Origin of the sequence: Paracoccus aestuariivivens (assembly GCF_009711225.1) — a bacterium.
Lineage (GTDB): Bacteria > Pseudomonadota > Alphaproteobacteria > Rhodobacterales > Rhodobacteraceae > Paracoccus > Paracoccus aestuariivivens.
On sequence record NZ_WMIE01000005.1, the window covers coordinates 34,272 to 55,280 of the forward strand.

Annotated in this window: 18 protein-coding genes; 7 read left to right on the forward strand and 11 right to left on the reverse strand. The window is 63.3% G+C overall.

The annotated features are described in order from the left end of the window. Window positions 1–12: 12 nt before the first annotated feature. Window positions 13–1,068 (forward strand): saccharopine dehydrogenase, encoded by a 1,056-nt coding sequence (locus GL286_RS10405; RefSeq protein WP_155095504.1) that lies wholly within the window; start codon window positions 13–15, stop codon window positions 1,066–1,068. Between the two features lie 87 nt (window positions 1,069–1,155). Next, window positions 1,156–2,337: a PQQ-dependent sugar dehydrogenase gene (locus GL286_RS10410; protein WP_155095505.1), complete on the forward strand. Its 1,182-nt coding sequence runs from the start codon at window positions 1,156–1,158 to the stop codon at window positions 2,335–2,337. Here GL286_RS10410 and GL286_RS10415 read toward each other — a convergent pair whose 3' ends face one another. The 9 genes from GL286_RS10415 to GL286_RS10455 form a co-directional block, all read right to left on the reverse strand. Continuing rightward, on the reverse strand, window positions 2,338–2,709 hold the full coding sequence (locus GL286_RS10415; protein ID WP_155095506.1) for a DUF3775 domain-containing protein: 372 nt from the start codon (window positions 2,707–2,709) through the stop codon (window positions 2,338–2,340). It abuts the gene before it with no gap. Between the two features lie 139 nt (window positions 2,710–2,848). Next, entirely contained in the window at window positions 2,849–4,681 is a 1,833-nt protein-coding gene (mutL, locus tag GL286_RS10420) for a DNA mismatch repair endonuclease MutL (RefSeq protein WP_155095507.1), read from the reverse strand. Between the two features lie 43 nt (window positions 4,682–4,724). Next, a complete protein-coding gene (locus GL286_RS10425; protein WP_155095508.1) occupies window positions 4,725–6,038 on the reverse strand; it encodes a M16 family metallopeptidase in 1,314 nt (437 codons plus the stop codon). After that, window positions 6,035–7,429, reverse strand: a complete 1,395-nt coding sequence (locus tag GL286_RS10430; RefSeq protein WP_155095509.1) for a M16 family metallopeptidase — start codon at window positions 7,427–7,429, stop codon at window positions 6,035–6,037. The genes GL286_RS10425 and GL286_RS10430 overlap by 4 nt, the downstream gene beginning before the upstream one ends. A 99-nt stretch (window positions 7,430–7,528) precedes the next feature. Next, entirely contained in the window at window positions 7,529–8,092 is a 564-nt protein-coding gene (locus GL286_RS10435) for a DUF3035 domain-containing protein (RefSeq protein ID WP_155095510.1), read from the reverse strand. A gap of 32 nt (window positions 8,093–8,124) precedes the next feature. Next, the gene (gene lspA / locus GL286_RS10440; protein WP_246184915.1) at window positions 8,125–8,787 is read right to left on the reverse strand and encodes a signal peptidase II; all 663 of its coding nucleotides are present in this window, start codon (window positions 8,785–8,787) and stop codon (window positions 8,125–8,127) included. 65 nt (window positions 8,788–8,852) lie between these two features. Continuing rightward, entirely contained in the window at window positions 8,853–10,442 is a 1,590-nt protein-coding gene (gene purH, locus GL286_RS10445) for a bifunctional phosphoribosylaminoimidazolecarboxamide formyltransferase/IMP cyclohydrolase (protein ID WP_155095512.1), read from the reverse strand. Window positions 10,443–10,478: 36 nt separating this feature from the next. Next, window positions 10,479–12,125: a heparinase II/III family protein gene (locus tag GL286_RS10450; RefSeq protein WP_155095513.1), complete on the reverse strand. Its 1,647-nt coding sequence runs from the start codon at window positions 12,123–12,125 to the stop codon at window positions 10,479–10,481. A 39-nt stretch (window positions 12,126–12,164) separates the two neighbouring features. Then, a complete protein-coding gene (locus tag GL286_RS10455) occupies window positions 12,165–13,427 on the reverse strand; it encodes an RsmB/NOP family class I SAM-dependent RNA methyltransferase (protein ID WP_155095514.1) in 1,263 nt (420 codons plus the stop codon). A 55-nt stretch (window positions 13,428–13,482) separates the two neighbouring features. Here GL286_RS10455 and GL286_RS10460 point away from each other — a divergent pair, with 55 nt between their 5' ends. From GL286_RS10460 to GL286_RS10480, 5 genes are all read left to right on the forward strand, one after another. Beyond that, complete coding sequence (locus tag GL286_RS10460) at window positions 13,483–13,656, forward strand: DUF1674 domain-containing protein (RefSeq protein WP_155095515.1); 174 nt, start codon at window positions 13,483–13,485, stop codon at window positions 13,654–13,656. Window positions 13,657–13,780: 124 nt separating this feature from the next. Continuing rightward, a complete protein-coding gene (locus GL286_RS10465) occupies window positions 13,781–15,040 on the forward strand; it encodes an efflux RND transporter periplasmic adaptor subunit (protein ID WP_155095516.1) in 1,260 nt (419 codons plus the stop codon). Next, window positions 15,040–18,153, forward strand: coding sequence for an efflux RND transporter permease subunit (locus GL286_RS10470; protein ID WP_155095517.1), 3,114 nt, complete (start codon window positions 15,040–15,042; stop codon window positions 18,151–18,153). The genes GL286_RS10465 and GL286_RS10470 overlap by 1 nt, the downstream gene beginning before the upstream one ends. Then, a complete protein-coding gene (gene selD, locus GL286_RS10475; protein ID WP_155095518.1) occupies window positions 18,146–19,189 on the forward strand; it encodes a selenide, water dikinase SelD in 1,044 nt (347 codons plus the stop codon). Before GL286_RS10470 ends, selD begins: the two co-directional genes overlap by 8 nt. Window positions 19,190–19,276: 87 nt before the next feature. After that, window positions 19,277–19,642 carry a hypothetical protein gene (locus GL286_RS10480; protein WP_155095519.1) on the forward strand — a complete coding sequence of 122 codons (366 nt, stop codon included), beginning with the start codon at window positions 19,277–19,279 and terminating at the stop codon, window positions 19,640–19,642. Between the two features lie 13 nt (window positions 19,643–19,655). Here GL286_RS10480 and GL286_RS10485 read toward each other — a convergent pair whose 3' ends face one another. Next, the gene (locus tag GL286_RS10485; protein ID WP_155095520.1) at window positions 19,656–20,084 is read right to left on the reverse strand and encodes an RbsD/FucU family protein; all 429 of its coding nucleotides are present in this window, start codon (window positions 20,082–20,084) and stop codon (window positions 19,656–19,658) included. A 74-nt stretch (window positions 20,085–20,158) separates the two neighbouring features. Next, a complete protein-coding gene (locus GL286_RS10490; protein WP_211596277.1) occupies window positions 20,159–20,992 on the reverse strand; it encodes an aldo/keto reductase in 834 nt (277 codons plus the stop codon). Between the last annotated feature and the right edge of the window lie 17 nt (window positions 20,993–21,009).

A 21,009-nucleotide genomic window follows, 5' to 3' on the forward strand; every position in this document is an offset into this window, starting at 1 on the left:
AAAGGGGTAATGATGGTGCATCTGTGGGTCAGGGCCGAAAGCCGCCCGAACGAATGTCGGGTCGGCGTCACCCCTGACGGCGTCCGTGAACTTCTGGCGCAGGGTTTCCGTATCACGGTCGAGGAAAGCCCGCACCGGATCCTGCCCATCGGGGACTATCACGACGCTGGGGCAGCGATTGTTTCTCGGGATACGTGGCCTGACGCGCCAGCCGAGGCGATCATTTTCGGGATCAAGGAACTGCCGGAAGATGGACCGCCCCTGCAACATCGCCACATCATGTTCGGACATGCCTACAAAGACCAACCCGCAGGCATCGCGCTGCTGCACCGTTTCAAGGCCGGAGGTGGCAGGCTTTACGACCTTGAATACCTGACAGAAGCAAGCGGCAGGCGTCTTGCCGCCTTTGGCTATTGGGCCGGTTTCGCGGGGGCCGCCGTTTCGCTCAAGGCTTGGGCGGCGCAAAAACGCGGCGCTGAGTGCGGGCCGGTTCATGCCCACCCCTCGCAGAACGTGATGATCGACGAGCTGCGTGCCGATCTGGACTCAACGGGCCAAAGCCGTCCGCGCGCCATCGTGATCGGCGCGCTTGGGCGGGTCGGCAGCGGTGCCTCGGATCTTCTGACCCGTCTCGGAGTTTCCGTGACGAAATGGGACATGGCCGAAACCGCGCATGGCGGCCCCTTTCCCGAGATCCTGATGCATGATCTTTTCATCAACTGCATTCTTGCCCAGCCGGGCGCGCCGGTCTTTGTCGCGCCGGAAGCGGTCGGACCAGCGCGGCTACTATCCGTCATCGGCGACGTGGCCTGCGATCCCACAAGCGTGTTCAATCCGGTAAAGGTCTATGACCGCGTGACGGATTGGACGCATCCAACGCTGCGCGTGGCCGAGCATCCGCCTCTGGACGTGATGGCGATCGACAACCTGCCCTCGCTTTTACCGCTGGAAAGCTCGATCGACTTCGCGGCGCAGATCCTGCCCGTCCTGAAAAACCTGGACCGTATCGACGAAGATGCGTGGGGTCGCGCATCGCGGCTTTACGACCAGCATATCGCACCGCTTTGAGAGATCCTGCTGACGGAAATGTCAGGGAACAAGGGGCAAGCGATCCGGGTTGCCCCTTGTTCCCTGATCCAAAGACGGAGCGCGACCATGAAACCCCTTGGCACGATCCTGTTGATCTCCGCTCTGGCCGGCAGTCCGGCGCTGGCCGAGCTGAACCAGTCTCCGCCCAATGCCGAAGGCCAGACTCCGGCATTTCAAGGCCAGACCCGCGCGCCCGAGATCCAGCAAGCGGTTCAACTCAAGCAGCAAACGGTGATTTCGGGGCTTGAGCACCCATGGGGCATAGCGTTGCTGCCCGACGGCGGTTGGTTGATCACCGAAAAACCCGGCCGGATGCGGCTTTTCACCAATGGCAAACTGTCCGAACCGCTGCGCGGTCTGCCGAAGGTCGACACCCGCAAGCAGGGCGGCTTGCTGGACGTCGCCGTCGCCCCAGATTTTGCCCAGACCCGCCGCATCTGGTGGAGCTATGCCGAAACCCGCGAGGGGGGCAAAACCTCGACCTCGGTGGCAAGTGGCACCCTGACTGCGGACGGAACCGCGATCGAAGGTGCGCGCGTCATTTTCCGGCAAGATCCGGCATGGGACTCGACCATGCATTACGGCTCGCGGTTGGTATTCGACCGACAGGGTATGCTGTTTGTCACGACGGGCGAGCGGTCTTTGCCCAAACCGCGCCAGTTGGCGCAGGATGTGAACACACATCTGGGCAAGGTCTTGCGCATTGATCCGATGACGGGGCGCGGTGTGGCGGGCAACCCTTTTGCGCAAGGCGGCGGCAAGCCGGAAATCTGGTCATGGGGCCATCGCAACCTGCAAGCGGCGGCTCTGGATGGTCAGGGCCGACTTTGGACGGTCGAGCACGGTCCAAAAGGCGGGGACGAGTTGAACATGCCGCGGGCGGGCCGCAATTACGGTTGGCCGATCATCACCTATGGCGAGGATTACAGCGGCAAACCCATCGGCAAAGGCCAGACACGGCGCGAAGGGATGGAGCAGCCGGTCTATTACTGGGATCCGGTCATCGCACCCAGTGGAATGGCGTTTTATGATGGCGCGATGTTCCCTGAAATGCGCGGTGATGCGCTGATCGGAGGGCTGCAATCAAAATCCGTTGTCCGGCTCAAGATCACGGATGGCCGTGTCTCGGGCGAACAGCATCTGGCCGAGGGGATCGGTCGGGTCCGCGACGTTGCCGTGGCGCCTGATGGCGCGATTATGGTCCTGACGGATGCCGAGAAAGGCGCGCTGATCCGGTTGTCGCGCTGATCAGACGGGGTGGTGCAGATCGTCCTCGGCTGCTTCTGGCGAGATTCCCAGCGCCTCCATCCCGGCCTCAAGATAATCGGCAAGCTGCGGCTCGCCCATCAGATAGGTTTCGGTGGGCGAGCGGTTTTCGACCTTCGCGGTGCGGATCGCCTCGTCAAGATCATCTGCGGTAAAGGTATCGCGTCCGATCCACATGACGGCGACAAGGCTTGCTTTCTCGTCGTCGTTCAGCCCCGCGATGAACTCGGCCAGTTCGGTTTCCGTGCCGTGGCCGGTGCGCTGGCCGCTATGGGCCCAGGCATTGACTCCGCTGTCATACTCACGGGCACGAATGATGACATGGGCGATTTTTGCGGGACTGATCTCGAGCATTGCGAGGCCTCCTTTGCGCAAGTCTCGCGCCGCTGGACTCGGAGGTCAATCAGGATCGTAGCGATACCCGAGGCAAGAACTACCAGCCCGCGCGATCAGGCGCGTCACGCCGGTCGCGAACAGTGGTGAAGGCTATACGTCATCCGCTGCGCCCGAACAGCCGCTCGATATCGGACAGCTTCAACTCGATCCAAGTTGGCCGACCATGATTGCATTGGCCGGATTTCGGGGTCCGTTCCATCTCGCGCAAAAGGGCGTTCATCTCATCCGCGCTCATCCGCCGCCCCGACCTGACCGAGCCATGGCAGGCCATCGAGGACAACACCGCATCAACCCGCGCCTGCAACCGGTCGGACGCCCCCTGATCCTGCAAATCGTCCAGAATGTCGCGGATCAAGGCCGGAGCGTTGATCCGTTTGATCATCGCCGGAACCTCACGCACGGCAATCGCGCCGCCACCAAAGGCCTCGATCACAAGGCCCAGACCGGCAAGTTCACTCGCGATGCCAAGGATGCTGGCGGCATCGGCATCGGATAGTTCGACGATTTCGGGGATCAGCAAAGCCTGACTGGCGATACCGTTGGCCTCGGCCTGCGCTTTCAGGCGCTCATAGACCAGCCTTTCATGCGCGGCGTGCTGATCGACAATTACGATGCCGTCGCCGGTCTGTGCGATGATCCAGTTCTCGTGCAGTTGCGCACGGGCTGCACCCAAGGACGCGTCAGCATCGGCAAGCGATTCAGGTTCGACCCGCGCGGTCGGCGTTTCGGCAAAGCCCGGAGCTTGAAAGGCAAAGCTTGTGGCGAGGGCCTGTGGCGAGGGGCGCTGTATCTGCGGGCGGTAATCGGCCTGATAGGTACGCGGGGCGGCAGGCGTCACGATCACCGTCTCCGAACGCGCAACTCCAAGCGCCGCCGTTCCCACCGTCGAGGACGACCGATGCCCCGCCCCTGCCAGTGCATGGCGCAGCGCACTGACCACCAGTCCGCGCGCGATGGCAGGGTCGCGGAAACGCACCTCGGCCTTGGCTGGATGAACGTTCACGTCGACCATATGCGGGTCGCAGGTGACAAACAGCACCGCTGCCGGATGCCGCCCCGAGGGCAGGACATCCATATACCCCGCCCGCATCGCGCCGGTCAGCAGCTTGTCGCGGACAGGTCGGCCATTCACGAAAAGATGCTGCGCCACCGCCGCCCCGCGCGAGTAGGTCGGCAAGGCGGCAAATCCGGTCAGACTGATTTCATCCCGCGTCGCATCAATCGGCAGGGCATTGTCGATGAACTCGCGCCCCATGATCCGGGTCAGGCGGGTCTGCAATGCGCCGAACAAATCGCCCTGCTCGGCATCGGCGCGGAACAGGGTGCGGCCTTCGTCCTCGTCGATCAGGGTAAATCCGACATAGGGTTCGGCCATGGCAAGACGGCGCAGCACATCGGCCACCGCCTGAGTTTCCGCTCGATCCGTGCGCAGGAATTTAAGCCGTGCAGGTGTGGCAAAAAACAGATCGCGCAATTCGACCACCGTGCCGCGATTGCCCGCCGCAGGTTTGACAGCACCGATCCGCCCGCCCGACACACCGATCTGCGCCCCGTCAAAACCCTGCGCACGACTGGTGATGGTCAGCCGACTGACCGCGCCAAGGCTGGGCAAAGCCTCGCCGCGAAAACCGAAACTGCGGATATCCAGAAGGTCGCTGCCGTCGATCTTCGAGGTCGCGTGACGCGACAAAGCCAGCGGCAAATCCTCGGCGGTCATTCCGCAACCGTCATCGGTCACCCTGATCAGGCCCTTGCCACCCTTAGAGATGGCGACCTCGATACGGGTCGCACCTGCATCAAGAGCATTCTCGACCAGCTCCTTGACCGCCGAGGCCGGACGCTCGACCACTTCGCCCGCCGCGATGCGGTTGGCGGCAGCCTCATCGAGTTGCCGGATGATGGGACGCATATTGGGGGCATGATCTTCCATGCCCCCAGATCTAGCATTTTCAGGGATCAGAGAAAAGGATTCGTCAGTCAGTTGCGGTTACGCCGTCGGGTCGACCGACCAGAACGAAGCGGATCTGGTCGGAATGCAGCAGCCGTTTCGAGACGCGCTGCACATCCTCGGCGGTGACGGCCTCGACCTGCGCATTACGGGTATTGACGTAATCAGCGGGCAGACCGATCAACTGCATCCCCGCAAGAATGCTGGCAATTTTGCCATTCCCGTTGAAGCGCAAAGGGTATTCGCCCGTCAGATACGTCTTGGCGTCGTTCAGTTCCTTGTCGGTCACACCACCTTCGGCAAAGCGGTCCCATTCCTGACGGATCAGATCCACCGCTTCGGCAACCTTGCCATTCGCGCTGGCCATGCCGCCCTGCCACGTCTCACCGTAAACGCCATTCGCAAGGCCGGTGCCGACGCCATAGGTCAGACCGCGTTTCTCGCGGATCTGGTCCATCAGGCGCGAGGAAAACCCACCGCCGCCCAGAATATGGTCGGCAACATAGGCCGCGAAGTAATCGGGGTCCGACATCGGCAGACCGGCCTGGGCAAAGCTCACGACGGTCTGGGGGCTATCCCAGTCGATCACCGTCACCCCGCCCGTCAACTGCAACTTGGTCTTTTCCGGCAAGGGTACGGTACCCTTTTCCGGCAAACCGCCCAGAATGCGGTCGATCAGCACGCCCAGATCCTGAGCGGTGATATCGCCCGAAGCCGCCACGACAACCCGGTCGCGGGCAAGCACGCGGTTCTTGGCATCGACCAGATCATCCCGCGTTAATGCGGCGACCGATTCCTCGGTCCCGTTCACCGAAGTCGCATAGGGATGGTCGCCCCATGAAAGCTCGGACAGTTTCTTGGCGGCGATCGCATTCGGATCGGTCGCCTCGTTGCGGATGACCGACTGGACCTGCGCCCGCACCCGCTCGACGGCGTCGCTATCGAAGCGGGGATCGGTCAGCGCCAGCCGCAGCAGATCGGCGGCCTCGTCGCGGTTTTCGGTCAATGCACGTGCCGAAATGGTCAGGGCGTCATCGCCTGCATCGAAGCGGTTCAGCGCGCCCAGCCCCTCGACTGCCTCGGCATATTGCACCGAGTTCATGTCGCCCGCGCCCTCTTCCAGAAGCGCGGTCATCAGGTTGATTGCGCCACGTTTGTCCGGAGCGTCCAGACTGGCCCCGCCCTTGAACATCATCGACAGCGAGGTGAACGGGATCGAGTGATCCTCGACCAGCCATGCTTTGATGCCCCCCGGAGAGGTGATTTGCTGGATCTCGATGGCGCGGGCCGGCAAAGCGGCCAGCGCGACGAAGACGAAGGTTGCAAATGCGCGGATCATTGGACTTCCTCGGCAGGGGCAGCATCAGCAGAGACGGCTTGAGGCGCGTCCGCAGTGGCACTGGCATCGGGCAGCAACCAACCGGTCACGCTGGCACGGCTGTCGAGCACCAGCTTGGCAGCAACGCGAATGTCATCCGCAGTCACCGCTGCCAGAATATCGGGCCAATCGTTCACATCCTCGACCGTCAGGCCGACGGAAAGACCCTGCCCGTAATCATAGGCCCGACCATGCGCTGAATCCTGGGCGTAGATGCGCGACGCACGGATCTGGGTCTTGACCCGCTCGAGCTGGGTCGGGTCGGGACCGTCTTTCAGGAATTTCGCGAGGGCTGCGTCCAAGGCGGCTTCGGCATCGGCATTGCTCACCCCCGGTCCGGGAACCAGTGAAAGCCCGAAGGTCGTCGGATCGACGGTCAGCCCGTCATAAGCGGCATCGACGTAAAGCGCCTTGCCGGTCAGCACCAGATCGCGCGCCAGCACCGACGTCTGCGCCGAACCCGCCAGAAGTTCGGCCAGAACGCTCAGCGCGGCAGCTTGCTTCTGATCGCCCGCGTTGCGTTCGGGGGCCAGAGTCGTGCGGATCATCACCGGCTGCGCTACGCGCGGATCGCTGCGTTCCATCCGTCGGGCCGAGCGCTGCTCGGGTTCCTGCGGGCGCGCCTTGCGGGCCGCGTCAGCCTTGGACGGCACGGGACCGTAGTATTTCTCGGCCAGTTCGCGCGCCTGATCGGCAGTCACATCGCCCGCGATGATCAGCACCGCGTCATTCGGCGCGTAATGCCTGTCATACCACTCGATCGCATCCTCGCGGGTCAGGCCCTCCATCTCCTGGCGCCAACCGATCACGGGGCGACCATAGGGATGGTTGTAGAACTGGACGGCGCTGCGTTCCTCGGAAAATTGCGCGCCGGGGTCGCTGTCGGTTCGCTGCGAGCGTTCCTCGAGCACGACCTGACGCTCGGCCTTCCAGTCATCCTCGCCGATCTTCAGGTTCTGCATCCGGTCGGATTCCATCTCCATGACCAGAGGCAGACGGTCAGCCGCGATCCGTTGGAAATAGGCGGTGTAATCGTAGCTGGTAAAGGCGTTGTCCATGCCACCATTGGCGGTCACTGTCTTGGACAACTCGCCCGGTCCCAGCTTGTCGGTGCCCTTGAACATCAGATGTTCAAGGTAATGCGCGATCCCCGACTTGCCGGGCTGTTCGTCGGCCGAGCCGATCTTGTACCAGACCATCTGGACGACGACGGGCGCGCGGTGATCCTCGATCACAACGGCCTCAAGTCCGTTATCCAGTTTGAAATGGCTGATCCCCTTGGGCATTTCGGCCAAAGCGGGGGTGGCGGCCAACGCCAGCGTAAGGGGCGAAAGGCGCAAAAAGATATTCATCGGCAGGCTCCGGTTCCGGGACGCAGCCAGACCCTGCCCTTAGCGCAGCCAACGTGCAAGTCAGCAGCGCGTCATCTCGCCGTGATCGACCTGAGGAAACTATTGGTTCGCGAGGCGATCCGCAGTCTCTTGCGCTTCCGGCGACAGGCCACCCGACTCGAGCCGGGGAGGAGCCGCGGGAAGTTGCACGCCGGTCGGACGCCAGCGCTCTTGTTCGGCCCAGCTGTCCAGAGTCATCGCTTCATAGGCACGGTAATAGACATCCGTGCCAGCGAGAATCTCGAGCGCGCGACGGGAATGGCGGCTGCGCCAATCCAGATCCTCTTGCAGAGTGATGACGCGGATCGCGGGATCGCGACCGAAGCGCGACGCATGATTGACCAGCGCACCATCGGCCGCACCGACTCCCCGCACCGTCAACTGGCCCGGATTGCCGCCAAGCGCCGCAATCGCATCGGATTCCGGCGTCGGGTCGGTGATGTTCGGCCCGCCGGGCGTCGGTGTGGGCAATGTGTGCAGGTCCGGCGGCATGCTCAACGGTTTGGTCGGAAGGATGGCAAACTCGTCGGGACTGGAACGGCCCGCGCTGGTGTTCATCAGATGCGGGTCCGAGCTGCAAGCGGCCAGCCCCAGCATGGTCAATGTCACCGCGAATGCCCGCATATTCCGTCCCTCACCTTCGTCTGGCGCTGTTCTTAGCCTGCTTTGCCGCCCTCGTCACGGGGCTTGTCGCCTCGTGGTGTCTCCTCCAGCAACAACTCACCCTGCCCGACCGGCGCCGGAGGCTTCGTGCCGGTGCGCGGCGCGCGCGGTGTGCCAGGTTGCTGCGTGCGCGGTTTTGGCGGCTGGCGCCGCTTTGCCGGATCGACCTTGCCCTCGGGCGGTTGAATGACCAACCCCAAAGCGCCAATGAAGATCGCGATATCCGCGACGTTGAAGCTATAGGGGTTCTGCCAGCCCGGCAGCGACATGTTCAGAAAGTCCGCGACCGCGCCATAGACCATCCGGTCGATCACATTGCCCAACGCACCGCCGATCAGCAGACCGGCCGACACCTGAGCCAGTTTCGAGGGCTTGGCCCGCAAAACCCATGTGCCGACCCAAAGGCAGACGGCAACCGCAATCGCGATCAGGACCCAGCGCATCACATCGACATCGCTGGCGAACAGGCCGAAATTCATCCCCTGATTCCACGCCATGCGCAGATTGAGCCAAGGGCTGATCACGTCGATCTCGCGCACACGATCAAGCTGCAACAGATGCACGACCAGATATTTCAGCGCCTGATCCACAACGAAGACCAGAAGCGCGATCAGGCCGACATTGCGCCAGACCGGAGATTCAGGCGCCTTTTTCAAGGCACCTGTCTTGCGCGTTGCCGTCGGAGACTTCCGCGGTTTCTGGGGCGCGGGGGTCAGCGACATCAGTGTCGGAAATGCCGTTGGCCGGTGAAGACCATGGCCAGACCCAGACGGTCGGCGGCCTCGATCACCTCGGCATCACGCATCGAGCCACCCGGCTGGATCACGGCCTTCGCGCCAGCGGCGGCCAAAGCCTCGATCCCGTCGGCGAAGGGGAAGAAGGCGTCGGACGACACCGCCGAGCCATTGGTCAGCGCCTCGGACAGGCCCAGAGCCTCGGCCATGTCTTCGGATTTGCGCTTGCCGATGCGGGTCGAATCGACCCGGCTCATCTGGCCCGCACCCACGCCCACGGTCGCGCCGTCTTTGACATAGACGATGGCGTTCGACTTGACGTGCTTGGCGACGGTCCATGCAAACAGCAGGTCGTCCAGTTCCTCGGCGGAAGGCTGGCGCTTGGTCACGACTTTCAGATCGTCACGCGAGACGCGACCGTTGTCGCGACCCTGCACAAGGAAGCCGCCCGCGACTTGGCGGAACGAGGTCCCCGCTGCCGCCGGATCGGGCAGACCGCCGGTGGTCAAGAGGCGCAGGTTCTTCTTCGCGGCGAAGATCTCGCGGGCTTCCTCGGTCGCATCGGGGGCGATGACGACTTCGGTGAAAATTTCGGTGATCGCTCGGGCGGTATCGGCATCCAGCGTGCAGTTCAGCGCGACGATGCCGCCAAAGGCCGAGGTGCGGTCGCAATCGTAGGCGCGGCGATAGGCTTCGACGGCAGTCGCACCACGGGCAACGCCGCAAGGGTTCGCGTGTTTGATGATCGCGACGGCGTGGCCTTCGGCGGGATCAAACTCGGCAACCAGCTCGAACGCCGCGTCGGTGTCGTTGATGTTGTTGTAGGACAGTTCCTTGCCCTGCCATTGCTTGGCGGTGGCAACGCCTGCACGATCCGAGCCGTCCTTGTAGAAGGCGGCAGATTGGTGCGGGTTCTCGCCATAGCGCAGGGTTTGCGCCAATTCGCCCGAGAAGCTGCGGCGGCGCGGGGTTTCTTCGCCAATCGCCTGCGCCATCCATGCCGAGACAGCCGCGTCATAGGCCGCGGTGCGGGCATAGGCGATCTGGGCCTGACGCTGACGGAAGGCATAACGCGTGGTGTCGTCATTGGCGTCCAGTTCGGCCAGCACGGAGGCATAGTCCTGAACATCGACGACAACGGTGACGAAAGCGTGGTTTTTCGATGCCGCGCGGATCATCGCCGGACCGCCGATGTCGATATTCTCGATGCAATCGTCGTAATCCGCGCCCTTGGCGACGGTTTCCTCGAAGGGATACAGGTTCACGACCAGCAGATCGATCATGCCGATGCCATGCGAGGTCGCAGCGGCCATATGCTCGGCATTGTCGCGCAGCGCGAGCAGACCGCCATGAACGACCGGATGCAGCGTCTTGACGCGACCATCCATCATCTCGGGGAATCCGGTGACCTGCGCCACGTCGATCACCGACAGGCCGGCCTCGCGCAGGGCTTTGGCTGTACCGCCGGTCGAGAGCAGCTCGACACCGCGCGAGGCAAGTGCGCGGGCGAATTCGATCAGGCCAGTTTTGTCGGAAACGGAAAGCAGCGCACGTTTCAGCGGAATGCGGTCGGTCATCGGTTGGGGCCCCGTCATGGATCGCGAATTTGCCCGTCACCTAGCGCCGGATCGCGCCAAGGTCCAGCCGATCTGAATAGCCCGCCCCTGCAATCGTGCAGAAAGAACGATCTGGCGCGACGGGCGCGGCTCGGCATGACTGCGGTCAAGCAGGCAACTGGCCTCTAGCCGGACGCGGCCCACTCCGTCATGGCTGAACTGCCATTGCTCGCCACCGGGCAGCGTCAACTGGATGTGCCCAGCCTGTTGATCCGCCTCGATATCGGGGTGCAGATGGAAGCGGATATCGAAGGCCAGTCCCTCGGTCGGGCGGGCGTGATCTAGTTTCGATTGGGCACTGGAATCCAGTGCCGCAAGCGAATCCTCGCCCTGCAAAACACCGCCATCGGCGGAAAGCCACAATTCACGCAAATGGGTCAGGCCATGGCTTTCCAGCCAGCCGTCATGGCCCGAAAGCAGATGCGCCGGTTCGGGCGAATGGGCGGGTCCGCAATCGGGCGCGGTCAGATTCCCCAGCGCATCGCAATCCCCCGCCCAGACAAGCGCCGGTCGTTCGGTCAGGATATCGGGCTCGCCCTCTTGCCGGTTGTGATTCAACCGCGACGAGGAAAGCCCTTCGAGGCAAAGCGCCGAATGGCAGGGTGTCGCGCGGCTGGCCTTGGCCCAAAGAGGTCCGAAACCGTCGCCCGGACCGCAATTCACGATCAAGGGCTGGCGCGCCACGGTCAGTTCGAACCCCAAGGTCGAGGCATGGGCGCGAATAGCCGCCGGACCGCCCGGCGGCGCGGCCGCGTCCAGAATCAGCGTCGTGCGCGCCCGGTTCATGCGGGCAAAGCCCATCGCCAGCCCATGTGCTGGCAAAGCAGCGCCGTCAGCGGCCCGCAAACAGCGATCCAGACGCCCCGCCGCCCCGCGGCCACCACCATGGAAACTGGGCAATCCGCCATCCGCATGACGCAGCGCGCGCAGGATTGGCGCAATCTCCGCTATGATCGCGCGCAATTCGGGGGGGGATTCCAACCCCGCTTCGTCCGCCACCTCTTGGGCCCAGACCAGCAGCGCCATGGCTTCGAGCAGCGTTTCGGGCGCACGGGATTCCGAAAGCGTATCCACACCCATCGCGTCGGCCTCTTCGGCCAATGCGATCAGCGCGGGGACAGCGACCGTATGCCGGTCGCGCAAAGACATCGCGCCGATCGCCAGACCGGCCAGCGCTTCCAAGCGGGGCAAACCATCGGGACAGTCGTACCAACTGTCGCGCAAATGATTCAGATGGACATCGAGCGAGCGAAAATACGGCTCGGCCCCCTCGCGGTCCAATCCGGGCAGGATCATTCCGGCGTGGAAGATCCAGTGCAACACCCGTCTTCCCGCAATCGCCGGTGTCCATTCCAGCGCATCGGCCTGAAGCGTCCTGTGACGGCGCAACCAGAACAGCACGTGATGCTGCGCAACCGAACGCGCGCGCGGCGAACCGACCGCCGCCAGATCATCGAGCCAGCCAAAACCGTGCAACTCGGCCGCCACCGAAGCGGGCATCTCACCGTCGAAAAACTCGCCGGTCAGGGTCATGCCGCCAAGATGCAATTCCCCGCCGACGATCTGCTCGCCACGGCCGGAATGGCCGATGGCCTTCGGCTCGGGCCGACGCAGGAAACCGCGGGGGGAAGGCGAGTCATTCATGGTGGCCGCATTCGCTGGAACCCGACAACCTTAGGACTTCTAACCGGATTTCCGCAAGCACGCGATGAAGAAGCCATCCATACCGCCGCGTTCCGGCCACAGGTCGGGACGCAACCGCAATGCGCCCTGATCGGTCAGCCATTCGGGCTCGATCCCGGGGGTCTGCACAGGCTCGACTTTGACATCGGGATGGCGCTGCAGGGCGGCGGCAAGCTGATCCTCGCCCTCGGCAGGCAAAAGCGAGCAGGTCGCATAGACCAACCGTCCGTTCGGCTTCAACAACCCCAGCGCGTGATCGATCAACAGCGCCTGCAGATCGGCCAATCCGGCAATCGCGCCGCCATCGCGGATCAGGGGCAGCTCGGGATGGCGGCGGATCGTGCCCGTAGCCGAACAGGGCGCATCCAGCAGAACAGCATCCAGCAGCGCCTCGGGACGCCACTCCAACGCATCGCCCGCAACCAGTGTGGCTCTTAGCCCGCAGCGCTCAAGGTTTTCCGCGACACGGGCCAGCCGTGATTCCGAGATATCCAGCGCGGTGACATCCGCCCCTGCCGCCGCGATCTGCATCGTCTTGCCACCGGGCGCGGCACAAAGATCGGCGATCACCTCGTTCGGTTTCGGGTCAAGCACGCGCACCGCAAGGGCTGCCGCAGCGTCCTGCACCCACCAATCGCCGCTGTCATAGCCCTCAAGCGCGCTGACCTGCGTTCCGCTAGGCAACCGGTACGACCCCGTCGGCAGCAACTCTCCCGGAGCCGAACCCGTTTTGGCGGTCAGATCCAAGGGCGCGCCGGCCTCATGTGCGACCTCGATCGCGCGGGCGACATCGCGGCCCCATTGTGCAACCACAGGACCACGCAGCCAATCCGGCAGTTTTTGCGGCGGCAGGGCGGACCATGCATCGCCAGCGCTGGCCACCTTGCGCAAAACGGCATTCACCATGCCAGAGGCTGCCTGACCTTTGCCGCCCAGACCCCGGCACAGGGTCACGGCGGCATTGACCGCGCCATGCGGAGCCTCGCCCAATGCCAGCATCTCGACGGTTGCAAGCCGCAGGATGCGGCGGATGTCGGGGCGCGGGCGGCGCGCCAGCAGCGGTGCCAGTAACGCATCCACCCGATCCGACCGTCGCAGCACCTCAAGCGCTAGCCGACGCGCGCGCGCCCTATCCGACGGGCCGAGCCGCTCGATCAGCGTCGCCGCTTCGTCCAGCGTCGCACCCTCTTCGACCGCCGCCAGCAGCCGCAATGCACCTTGTCGGGCGCTGTCGCCGCCTTGAACCTTGCGCGTCTTGTCCATCTGCGCCCCCTAAACTAGAATACCCAGCATCTAGCGTGATGCAGGGGAAACCGCCATGACCGACCGCAAGGATCTGCCGCCCGCCGCGCAACGCGCCTTGGCTGAGGCCGAAGAACGCCGTCGCAACGCCAAGCCGCTTGACCTGCCGGTCGAGTTGGGCGGACGAGACGGACCCGAGCCCATCCGCTACGGCGATTACGAGAAAAAAGGCATCTGCGTCGACTTCTAGGACGGGCGGTCGCGGGCAGTTCACGTCTGCTGGCGTTTCCGTGAAGGAAAATCTCGCCACGGTTTACTTGCCATTGGGGTTCACGGGCTAGACAGTTCGTAATATCCAACCGCAGGAACGGCAGATGAACTTTGGTCATATGGTGTCGAAATGGGCAGGAGTGCTGCTTGTTTCGGGATTGGCGTTGACACCCGCATGGGCACAGCAGCGGGGCAATCGCGGCCCGCAAGGCCCGGCTGAAGTCGGCATAATGATCGCGGCCGAAGAAGAAGTTCCTTATACGATCACGCTTCCCGGTCGCGCCATCGCGTTCCAGCAAACCGCCATTCGCCCACAGGTTGGCGGTGAAATTCTTGAAATCACCTATGATCCCGGCCATCCGGTCAAGACCGGCGATGTCCTGTTCAAAATCGACCCCGAGACGCTGGCCGCCGCCCTTGCCGCGTCCGAAGCCAATGTCGCCGGTGCCGAAGCCAGCCTGACACAAGCCCAGAACACGGTGACCCGCTATCGCCGACTTGAGGGCTCGGGCGTGTCGGCGGTGGATCGCGCCAATTCCGAGGTCGCGCTGAAACAGGCCGAGGCCGCGCTAAAGGCCGCCGAGGCCGCCCGCGATGCCGCGCAACTGATGCTGGACCGGACCGAGATCACCAGCCCGATCGAAGGGATGGCCGATGTTGCGGGCGTGTCGGTCGGCGATCTTGTGACCGCCAACCAGTCCGAGATGCTGACCACCGTCACCCAGCTTGACCCGATTTTTGTCGATGTCTCGCAATCCAGCGCCAGCATCCTGCGCAACCGCGCCAGGTTCAACGCCGGAGAACTGATCCGCAACCGGGAAATCCAGGCCCACCTGACACTGGAAACCGGCGATGAATATCTAGGCGCGGGCCGGATCGTCAGCCCCGGCATTCTGGTATCTCCCACGACGGGCACGGTCCCGATCCGGTTACAGTTCGACAATCCCGATCACCTGATCCTGCCGGGCCAGTTCCTGCGCGTGCAGCTGACGCTAGGTTCGACCCGCGCCGTACTGGTACCGCAGCGCGCGACCAAACGCGCCTCGGACGGAACGCTGACGGCCTATGTCGTACGTGACGGCAAAGCCCAGCAGATCACGCTGAGCGAACAGGGCAGCTATCAGAACAGCTGGATCGTAACACAAGGTGTCACCCCCGGCGAGCAGCTCGTGCTGGACGGTCTGGATAACCTGCGCGCCGGAGCCGAGGTGAAAACCGTTCCCGTCCGGATCGACGGTCAGGGCGTCGTTCGAGAGGTCACGGATGACGGCGAAGCCGCCGCGACCGGTGAAGCCGCAAGCAGCACGCCAGAACAGCCTGAACCTGCCCAACGGCCGGAAAGCCAGCCGACAGGCAATAACTGATGGCACGCTTCTTCATCCACCGCCCCGTCTTCGCATGGGTCCTGGCCATCGTGACCATGCTGATCGGAGCGTGGTCCCTGATGGGTCTGCCGGTTTCCCAATATCCCGACATTGCCCCCACAACGATCCGCATCACCGCCACCTATTCAGGTGCCACGGCGCGGGCCGTGCAGAACTCGGTCACCACCCCGATCGAGGATGCGCTGACCGGTCTGGACGGCTTGCTTTATTCCGTTTCGACCTCGTCACAGGGGCGAGCGACGATCACCATGACCTTTGACGACAGCGTCGATCCGGTCGATGCGCTGAACGAGGTGCAATCAAAGGTCCGCTCGGTCGAAAGCCGCCTGCCCTCGCCAGTGCAGCGCGAGGGGGTTTCGGTCTCGCGGTCGTCATCCTCGATCCTGATGGTCGGCTCGCTAGTATCGACCAAGGGCCAGCATTCCACCATCGAATTGGGCAACCTGCTGGAACAGGTCGTCGAAGGGCCGGTGAAGCGGACCGAAGGTGTCGGGGGCGTCAATGTCTTCGGCTCGGGCTATGCCATGCGGATCTGGATGGACCCTTTGCGGCTGGCACAGTTCCAGCTGACGCCGACCGATATCACCTCTGCGGTGGCCGAACAGAACAGCACGGTGTCGGTCGGGGATCTGGGCAGTCAGCCGGTGGTCCCCGGTCAGCAGTTCACCGCGACGATCACGGCACAAAGCCAGCTGACCTCGGTCGATGATTTCCGCAATATCCTGCTGAAAACAGGCGCGGATGGCGCGGCGGTCCGGCTGGGTGACGTGGCCGAGATCGAGATCGGCCAAACCTCTTATGGCCGCGATTCCCGATTCAACGGCATGAACGCTTCGGGCTTTGCGGTGAACCTTGCCACGGGCGCGAATGCGGTCGAGACGGCGGAAGGCGTTCGCGACACGCTGGAGCAACTGAAAAACGCCCTGCCCGACGGGGTCGAGATCCATATCGCCTATGACACCGCGCCATTTGTCGAACTGTCGATCGAGAAAGTCTACCACACACTGATCGAAGCCATCGTCCTGGTCTTTCTCGTGATCCTGCTGTTCTTGCAGAACTGGCGCGCGACACTGATCCCGATCATCGCGATTCCGGTCGTGTTGCTGGGCACGTTCGGAATGCTGGCGGCGCTGGGATATTCGGTCAACACACTGACCATGTTCGCCATGGTCCTTGCCATCGGCCTGCTGGTCGATGACGCCATTGTCGTCGTCGAAAACGTCGAGCGCGTGATGTCCGAGGAGGGGCTTGGCCCTGTCGAGGCGACCGAGAAAAGCATGGGACAGATCAGCGGCGCGCTGGTGGGCATCGCGCTAGTGCTGTCGGCGGTGTTCCTTCCCATGGCCTTCATGGCGGGCTCGACCGGCGTGATCTATCGCCAGTTCTCGGTCACGATCATCACAGCCATGGTGCTGTCGCTTCTGGTCGCGCTGATCCTGACGCCCGCGATGTGCGCCAGCATGCTGCGCCCCGGCCACGGAGCGCCGCGCTTTGCCCCAGCGCGCTGGTTCAACGCCGGATTCGATCGCGTCACCCGTGGCTATTCCGCGACCGTCCGGCGCACGTTGCGCAGGCCGTTTCTGGTCATTCTGGTGCTCGCAGGCCTCAGCTATGGCGCGATGGACCTGTTCGGCCGCCTGACCACCACCTTCATCCCGACCGAGGATCAGGGCGTGCTGCAATCGCGCATCACCCTGACCGAGGGCTCGACTGCGCAGCAGACCGCTGCCGTCGTGCAGGAGATCGAGGAATACATGCTGAACGACGAGGGCGATGCGGTTGAATCGCTATTCGTCGCCATGGGCTTTGGCTATGCCGGAACGGCCCAGAATCAGGCCACGATCTTTGTGAAGCTGCGCGATTTCGACGAACGCGGTGATGCCGATCTGTCAGCCTCGGCTGTGGCGCAGCGGGCCAACAAGCACTTTGCCGGTCATCGCGCCGGACGGATCGTGTTCATGCAGCCCCCCGCTATTCCGCGACTGGGGAATACCTCGGGCTTTACCTTCTATCTGCTCGATCAATCAGGCGGCGGAATCGAGGCGCTGACGGCAGCGGCAGATCTGCTCGAACAAAACGCAGCGGGCGATTCCCGCGTCCAGAACACCGAAAGCGGTGGCTCCGAGGACGAGGCGGCGCTGCGCATCGACATCGACCAGCAAAAGGCCGAAAGCCTTGGCGTGTCGGTTCCGGCGGTGAACTCGATGCTGTCCACGATCTTTGCCGGAGACGAGGTCAACGACTTCGCTCTTGGCTCGCAACTGCGTCCGGTGATCGTACAGGCCAGCGCGGAAAACCGGATGCAACCCGATGACGTGAACAGCTGGTACGCCCGCAATTCGGATGGCGACATGGTGCCGTTCAATGCCTTCATGACCGTACGCTGGGAACCGGTCGAGCCGCGGCTGTCCCGCATCGACGGCATCGACGCCATCGCGATCGAGGGCCAGCCGGGCGCGGGTGTCAGTTCGGGCACGGCGATGGACGCGATGGAGGAACTGGTTGCTTCCCTGCCCGGCGGCTACGGCCTTGCCTGGACCGACCTGTCCTATCAGGAAAGGCAGGCAGGCAATCAAGCCCCATTCCTGTTCGCCCTTTCGGCGCTGGTCGTGTTCCTGTCGCTGGCCGCGCTTTACGAAAGCTGGTCGATTCCGTTTTCCGTCATGCTGGCCGTTCCGGTCGGGGTGCTGGGTGCGGTCGTCGCGGCACTGGCCTTCGGGCAGGCGAACGACGTCTATTTCAAGGTCGGGATTCTGACGACCATCGGGCTTGCCGCCAAGAACGCCATCCTCATCGTCGAATTCGCCCGTGAACTGCAGGATGCGGGACGCTCGGCTGTCGATGCGGCGGTCGAGGCCGCGCGCCAGCGCCTTCGACCGATCCTGATGACCTCGTTGGCCTTCATTCTGGGGGTCCTGCCGCTTGCCATCGCCAAGGGTGCTGGCGCAGGGGCGCAGAACTCGATCGGGATCGGGGTCATGGGCGGGATGATCGCAGCAACCTTTCTCGGAGTCTTCATGGTTCCCGGTTTCTACGTTACTGTCCGCAAGCTGACTGACAGGCGACCCAAACAGGAGCCGACGCATGAATGAACATCCCAGATTGACCTCGCTTGCCCATGGAGGAGGCTGTGGCTGCAAGCTGGCCCCCTCGGTCCTGCGCGAATTGCTGGCCGGTCAACCGGTGGCGCAGGCGTTCCCCCAGCTTCTGGTCGGGACCGAGACCTCGGATGACGCGGCGGTCTGGCAGGTCGATGACAATACCTGCGTGATCGCGACGACCGATTTCTTCATGCCGATGGTCGACAACCCGCGCGATTTCGGACGGATCGCGGCGACAAATGCAATCTCGGACATCTATGCCATGGGCGGACGCCCGATCATGGCATTGGCAATCCTTGGCATGCCCGTCGACAAGTTGCCCGCCGATCAGATCCGCCAGATTCTGGAGGGGGGCCGCGAAATCTGCGCCGAGGCCGGTATTCCCGTCGCCGGCGGTCACTCGATCGACGCACCAGAGCCGATCTATGGTCTGGCCGTGATCGGTCTGTGTCATCCAAGCGAATTGCGCCGGAACGCCGACGCAAAACCCGGCGATGTGCTGATCCTGACCAAGGGGTTGGGCGTCGGCATCTATTCCGCTGCCATCAAGAAAAACGCGCTGGACGAAGCGGGACTGGCCGAAATGGTCGCCTCGACGACGACATTGAACCGCGTGGGTAGTGATCTTTCGAAGCGCGCCGATGTGCATGCAATCACCGATGTCACCGGCTTCGGGATTCTGGGCCACGGGCTGGAGATCGCGCGCGGCGCGGGCCTGCGCCTGCATCTTGACCTTGCCCGCCTGCCCTTGCTGACCCGGGCCGCCGAACTGGCGCAAGCGGAGTTTTTCACCGGTGCCTCGACCCGAAACTGGGCTGCATACGGGGCAGAGGTGATCTTGCCGCAAGGTCTGGCCGATTGGCAGCGCAATTTGCTGACCGATCCGCAAACCTCGGGTGGCTTGCTCGTCGCCTGCGCGCCCGAAGCAGCCGCGGACGTCCTGCAGCAGATCCGCTCGGCGGGCTTTCCGCTGGCAGCAATCGTCGGTAGGGCAGAAGCCGGAAGCGCGGGAATTACAGTCGATTAGGACGTCTCTGCCATGATGCGGCATTCAGCCGGACGGAACCTCTGTCCGGCCCTTGCGTTCCGTCGGACCCATGCAAGGAGTTCGACCATGACGTGCCAACACTTGCCGCATCTGATCGCTGTCGCATTGTTCAGCGCCTCGATGACCGTGCCGCTGGCAGCACAGACCGCACCTGCCACCCAGCAGACACCCGTGACCGGTCAAACGGCAACCATCGCCAAAAGCGACTGCCCTCCTGCCGCAGCGCAGGCCGAGCCTGCGACCAAGGACACCGCGACCACCGATGGCACTGCTCCATCCAATTCCGGATCGACAGGCTGGAGCGGCGGAACCGGCGGCTCGCATATCGGGACCAACCCGCAAGGCGGCTCGCAGCACACCAAGACATGGCATTCCCCGACCGCACGCGGAATAGACCTAAAAGGCCGCCCCGAGCCTGCGCCGGTCTGCTAGGCGGCTGGCGGTTCTACAGGACGCCCTTTTTCAGGATCATGTTGGCGTAAAGCCGGACGTCCTGACATTGCACGATAGCGAAAGCGTTGCGGGCAAATTCATAAAAACCGAAGCGATCTATGGATTGCAGCGACGATCCGGCACGCTCGATAATCGGGATCGTCTCGGCCACGGCCTCGGGAACGGTGTCCGGATCATCCACGACCTGCATGGAGGTCGCCGCAGCCGGAACGAAGCTGTCCAAGGGCATCAGATTGGTGATCTGGGTGACTGCTCCCACTAAACGCAATCCCATTGGCAGCACGCGATCATAGGGCAGGTTGCGCGCCACGCTGACTGCGGGGAAGTTCTGATCGACAATCGCGATGTCGTCGCCGTGCCCCATTTGCGCCAGAACATATAGCAAATCCGGCGAGATCGACGGGCTGATTCCCTTGAGCATGATAAACCTCCAAACCGAGTTCTTCCAAATTGGAGGCCAAGAAACGCTTCGGCACGCCTCGCGTCAATGGGGCGTCAGATCACCTCAAGCGGTTGTGGGGTCAAGGGTGCGGGAAACAGGTCATCAAGTTCGGCCATAACGACTGGTGTCAGCCCCAACTCCGCCGCGCGCAGATTTTGCTGGGTGTGGATCTGATTTGCGGCCTTGGGGATCGCGATCAGACCGGGGCGGTTCAGCACCCAGGCCAAGGCAAGCTGCGCCGCAGTCAGGCCAAGTCCGGTGGCAATCCGTCGCAGTTCGGGGTGGCCTGCAAGGCGGCCCTGCTCTACCGGACTATAGGCCATCACGGGAATGCCGCGCGCTGCGAGCCAAGGCAGCAGGTCGCATTCCGGTCCCCGACGGGACAGATTGTAAAGGACCTGGTTCGCCGCACAGCGCCAGCCGCCAGCAACCATCAGTTCCTCCATATCCGTGACCGAGAAATTGCTGACCCCCCAATGACGGATATGACCGGCATCGCGCAACGCCTCCATCGCGGCGACGGTCTCGGCCAAGGGGACGTCACCGCGCCAGTGCAGCAAGTACAGGTCGATCCGATCAGTTCCCAACCGCCGCAGGCTTGCCTTGCATGCCTTGGGCAGATCCGCGGCCGAGGCATGCCAAGGATAGGCCTTGCTGACCAGAAACACCTGATCCCGTCGATCTTGGATGGCTTCTGCGACAAGTTCTTCGGCAGCGCCGTCGCCATACATTTCAGCGGTATCGATCAGGGACATCCCCAGATCGAGCCCCTTTCGAAGTGCCGCAAGTTCGGAGTCCCGCTGCGAGGGCTGCTCGGCCATCTGCCAAGTGCCCTGCCCCAATGCTGGAACCATCTCACCGTCAGGCAGGTTTGTGCGTGGGATCATTCGGTCATCCTGAAACG

Excerpts from the sequence above, each read along its gene's own strand:
- GL286_RS10405 (WP_155095504.1), top strand. The coding sequence starts at position 13 with ATGGTGCATCTGTGGGTCAGGGCCGAAAGCCGCCCGAACGAATGTCGG.
- GL286_RS10410 (WP_155095505.1), top strand. The coding sequence starts at position 1,156 with ATGAAACCCCTTGGCACGATCCTGTTGATCTCCGCTCTGGCCGGCAGT.
- GL286_RS10415 (WP_155095506.1), bottom strand. The coding sequence starts at position 2,709 with ATGCTCGAGATCAGTCCCGCAAAAATCGCCCATGTCATCATTCGTGCC.
- mutL (WP_155095507.1), bottom strand. The coding sequence starts at position 4,681 with ATGGAAGATCATGCCCCCAATATGCGTCCCATCATCCGGCAACTCGAT.
- GL286_RS10425 (WP_155095508.1), bottom strand. The coding sequence starts at position 6,038 with ATGATCCGCGCATTTGCAACCTTCGTCTTCGTCGCGCTGGCCGCTTTG.
- GL286_RS10430 (WP_155095509.1), bottom strand. The coding sequence starts at position 7,429 with ATGAATATCTTTTTGCGCCTTTCGCCCCTTACGCTGGCGTTGGCCGCC.
- GL286_RS10435 (WP_155095510.1), bottom strand. The coding sequence starts at position 8,092 with ATGCGGGCATTCGCGGTGACATTGACCATGCTGGGGCTGGCCGCTTGC.
- purH (WP_155095512.1), bottom strand. The coding sequence starts at position 10,442 with ATGACCGACCGCATTCCGCTGAAACGTGCGCTGCTTTCCGTTTCCGAC.
- GL286_RS10450 (WP_155095513.1), bottom strand. The coding sequence starts at position 12,125 with ATGAATGACTCGCCTTCCCCCCGCGGTTTCCTGCGTCGGCCCGAGCCG.
- GL286_RS10455 (WP_155095514.1), bottom strand. The coding sequence starts at position 13,427 with ATGGACAAGACGCGCAAGGTTCAAGGCGGCGACAGCGCCCGACAAGGT.
- GL286_RS10460 (WP_155095515.1), top strand. The coding sequence starts at position 13,483 with ATGACCGACCGCAAGGATCTGCCGCCCGCCGCGCAACGCGCCTTGGCT.
- GL286_RS10465 (WP_155095516.1), top strand. The coding sequence starts at position 13,781 with ATGAACTTTGGTCATATGGTGTCGAAATGGGCAGGAGTGCTGCTTGTT.
- GL286_RS10470 (WP_155095517.1), top strand. The coding sequence starts at position 15,040 with ATGGCACGCTTCTTCATCCACCGCCCCGTCTTCGCATGGGTCCTGGCC.
- selD (WP_155095518.1), top strand. The coding sequence starts at position 18,146 with ATGAATGAACATCCCAGATTGACCTCGCTTGCCCATGGAGGAGGCTGT.
- GL286_RS10480 (WP_155095519.1), top strand. The coding sequence starts at position 19,277 with ATGACGTGCCAACACTTGCCGCATCTGATCGCTGTCGCATTGTTCAGC.
- GL286_RS10485 (WP_155095520.1), bottom strand. The coding sequence starts at position 20,084 with ATGCTCAAGGGAATCAGCCCGTCGATCTCGCCGGATTTGCTATATGTT.
- GL286_RS10490 (WP_211596277.1), bottom strand. The coding sequence starts at position 20,992 with ATGATCCCACGCACAAACCTGCCTGACGGTGAGATGGTTCCAGCATTG.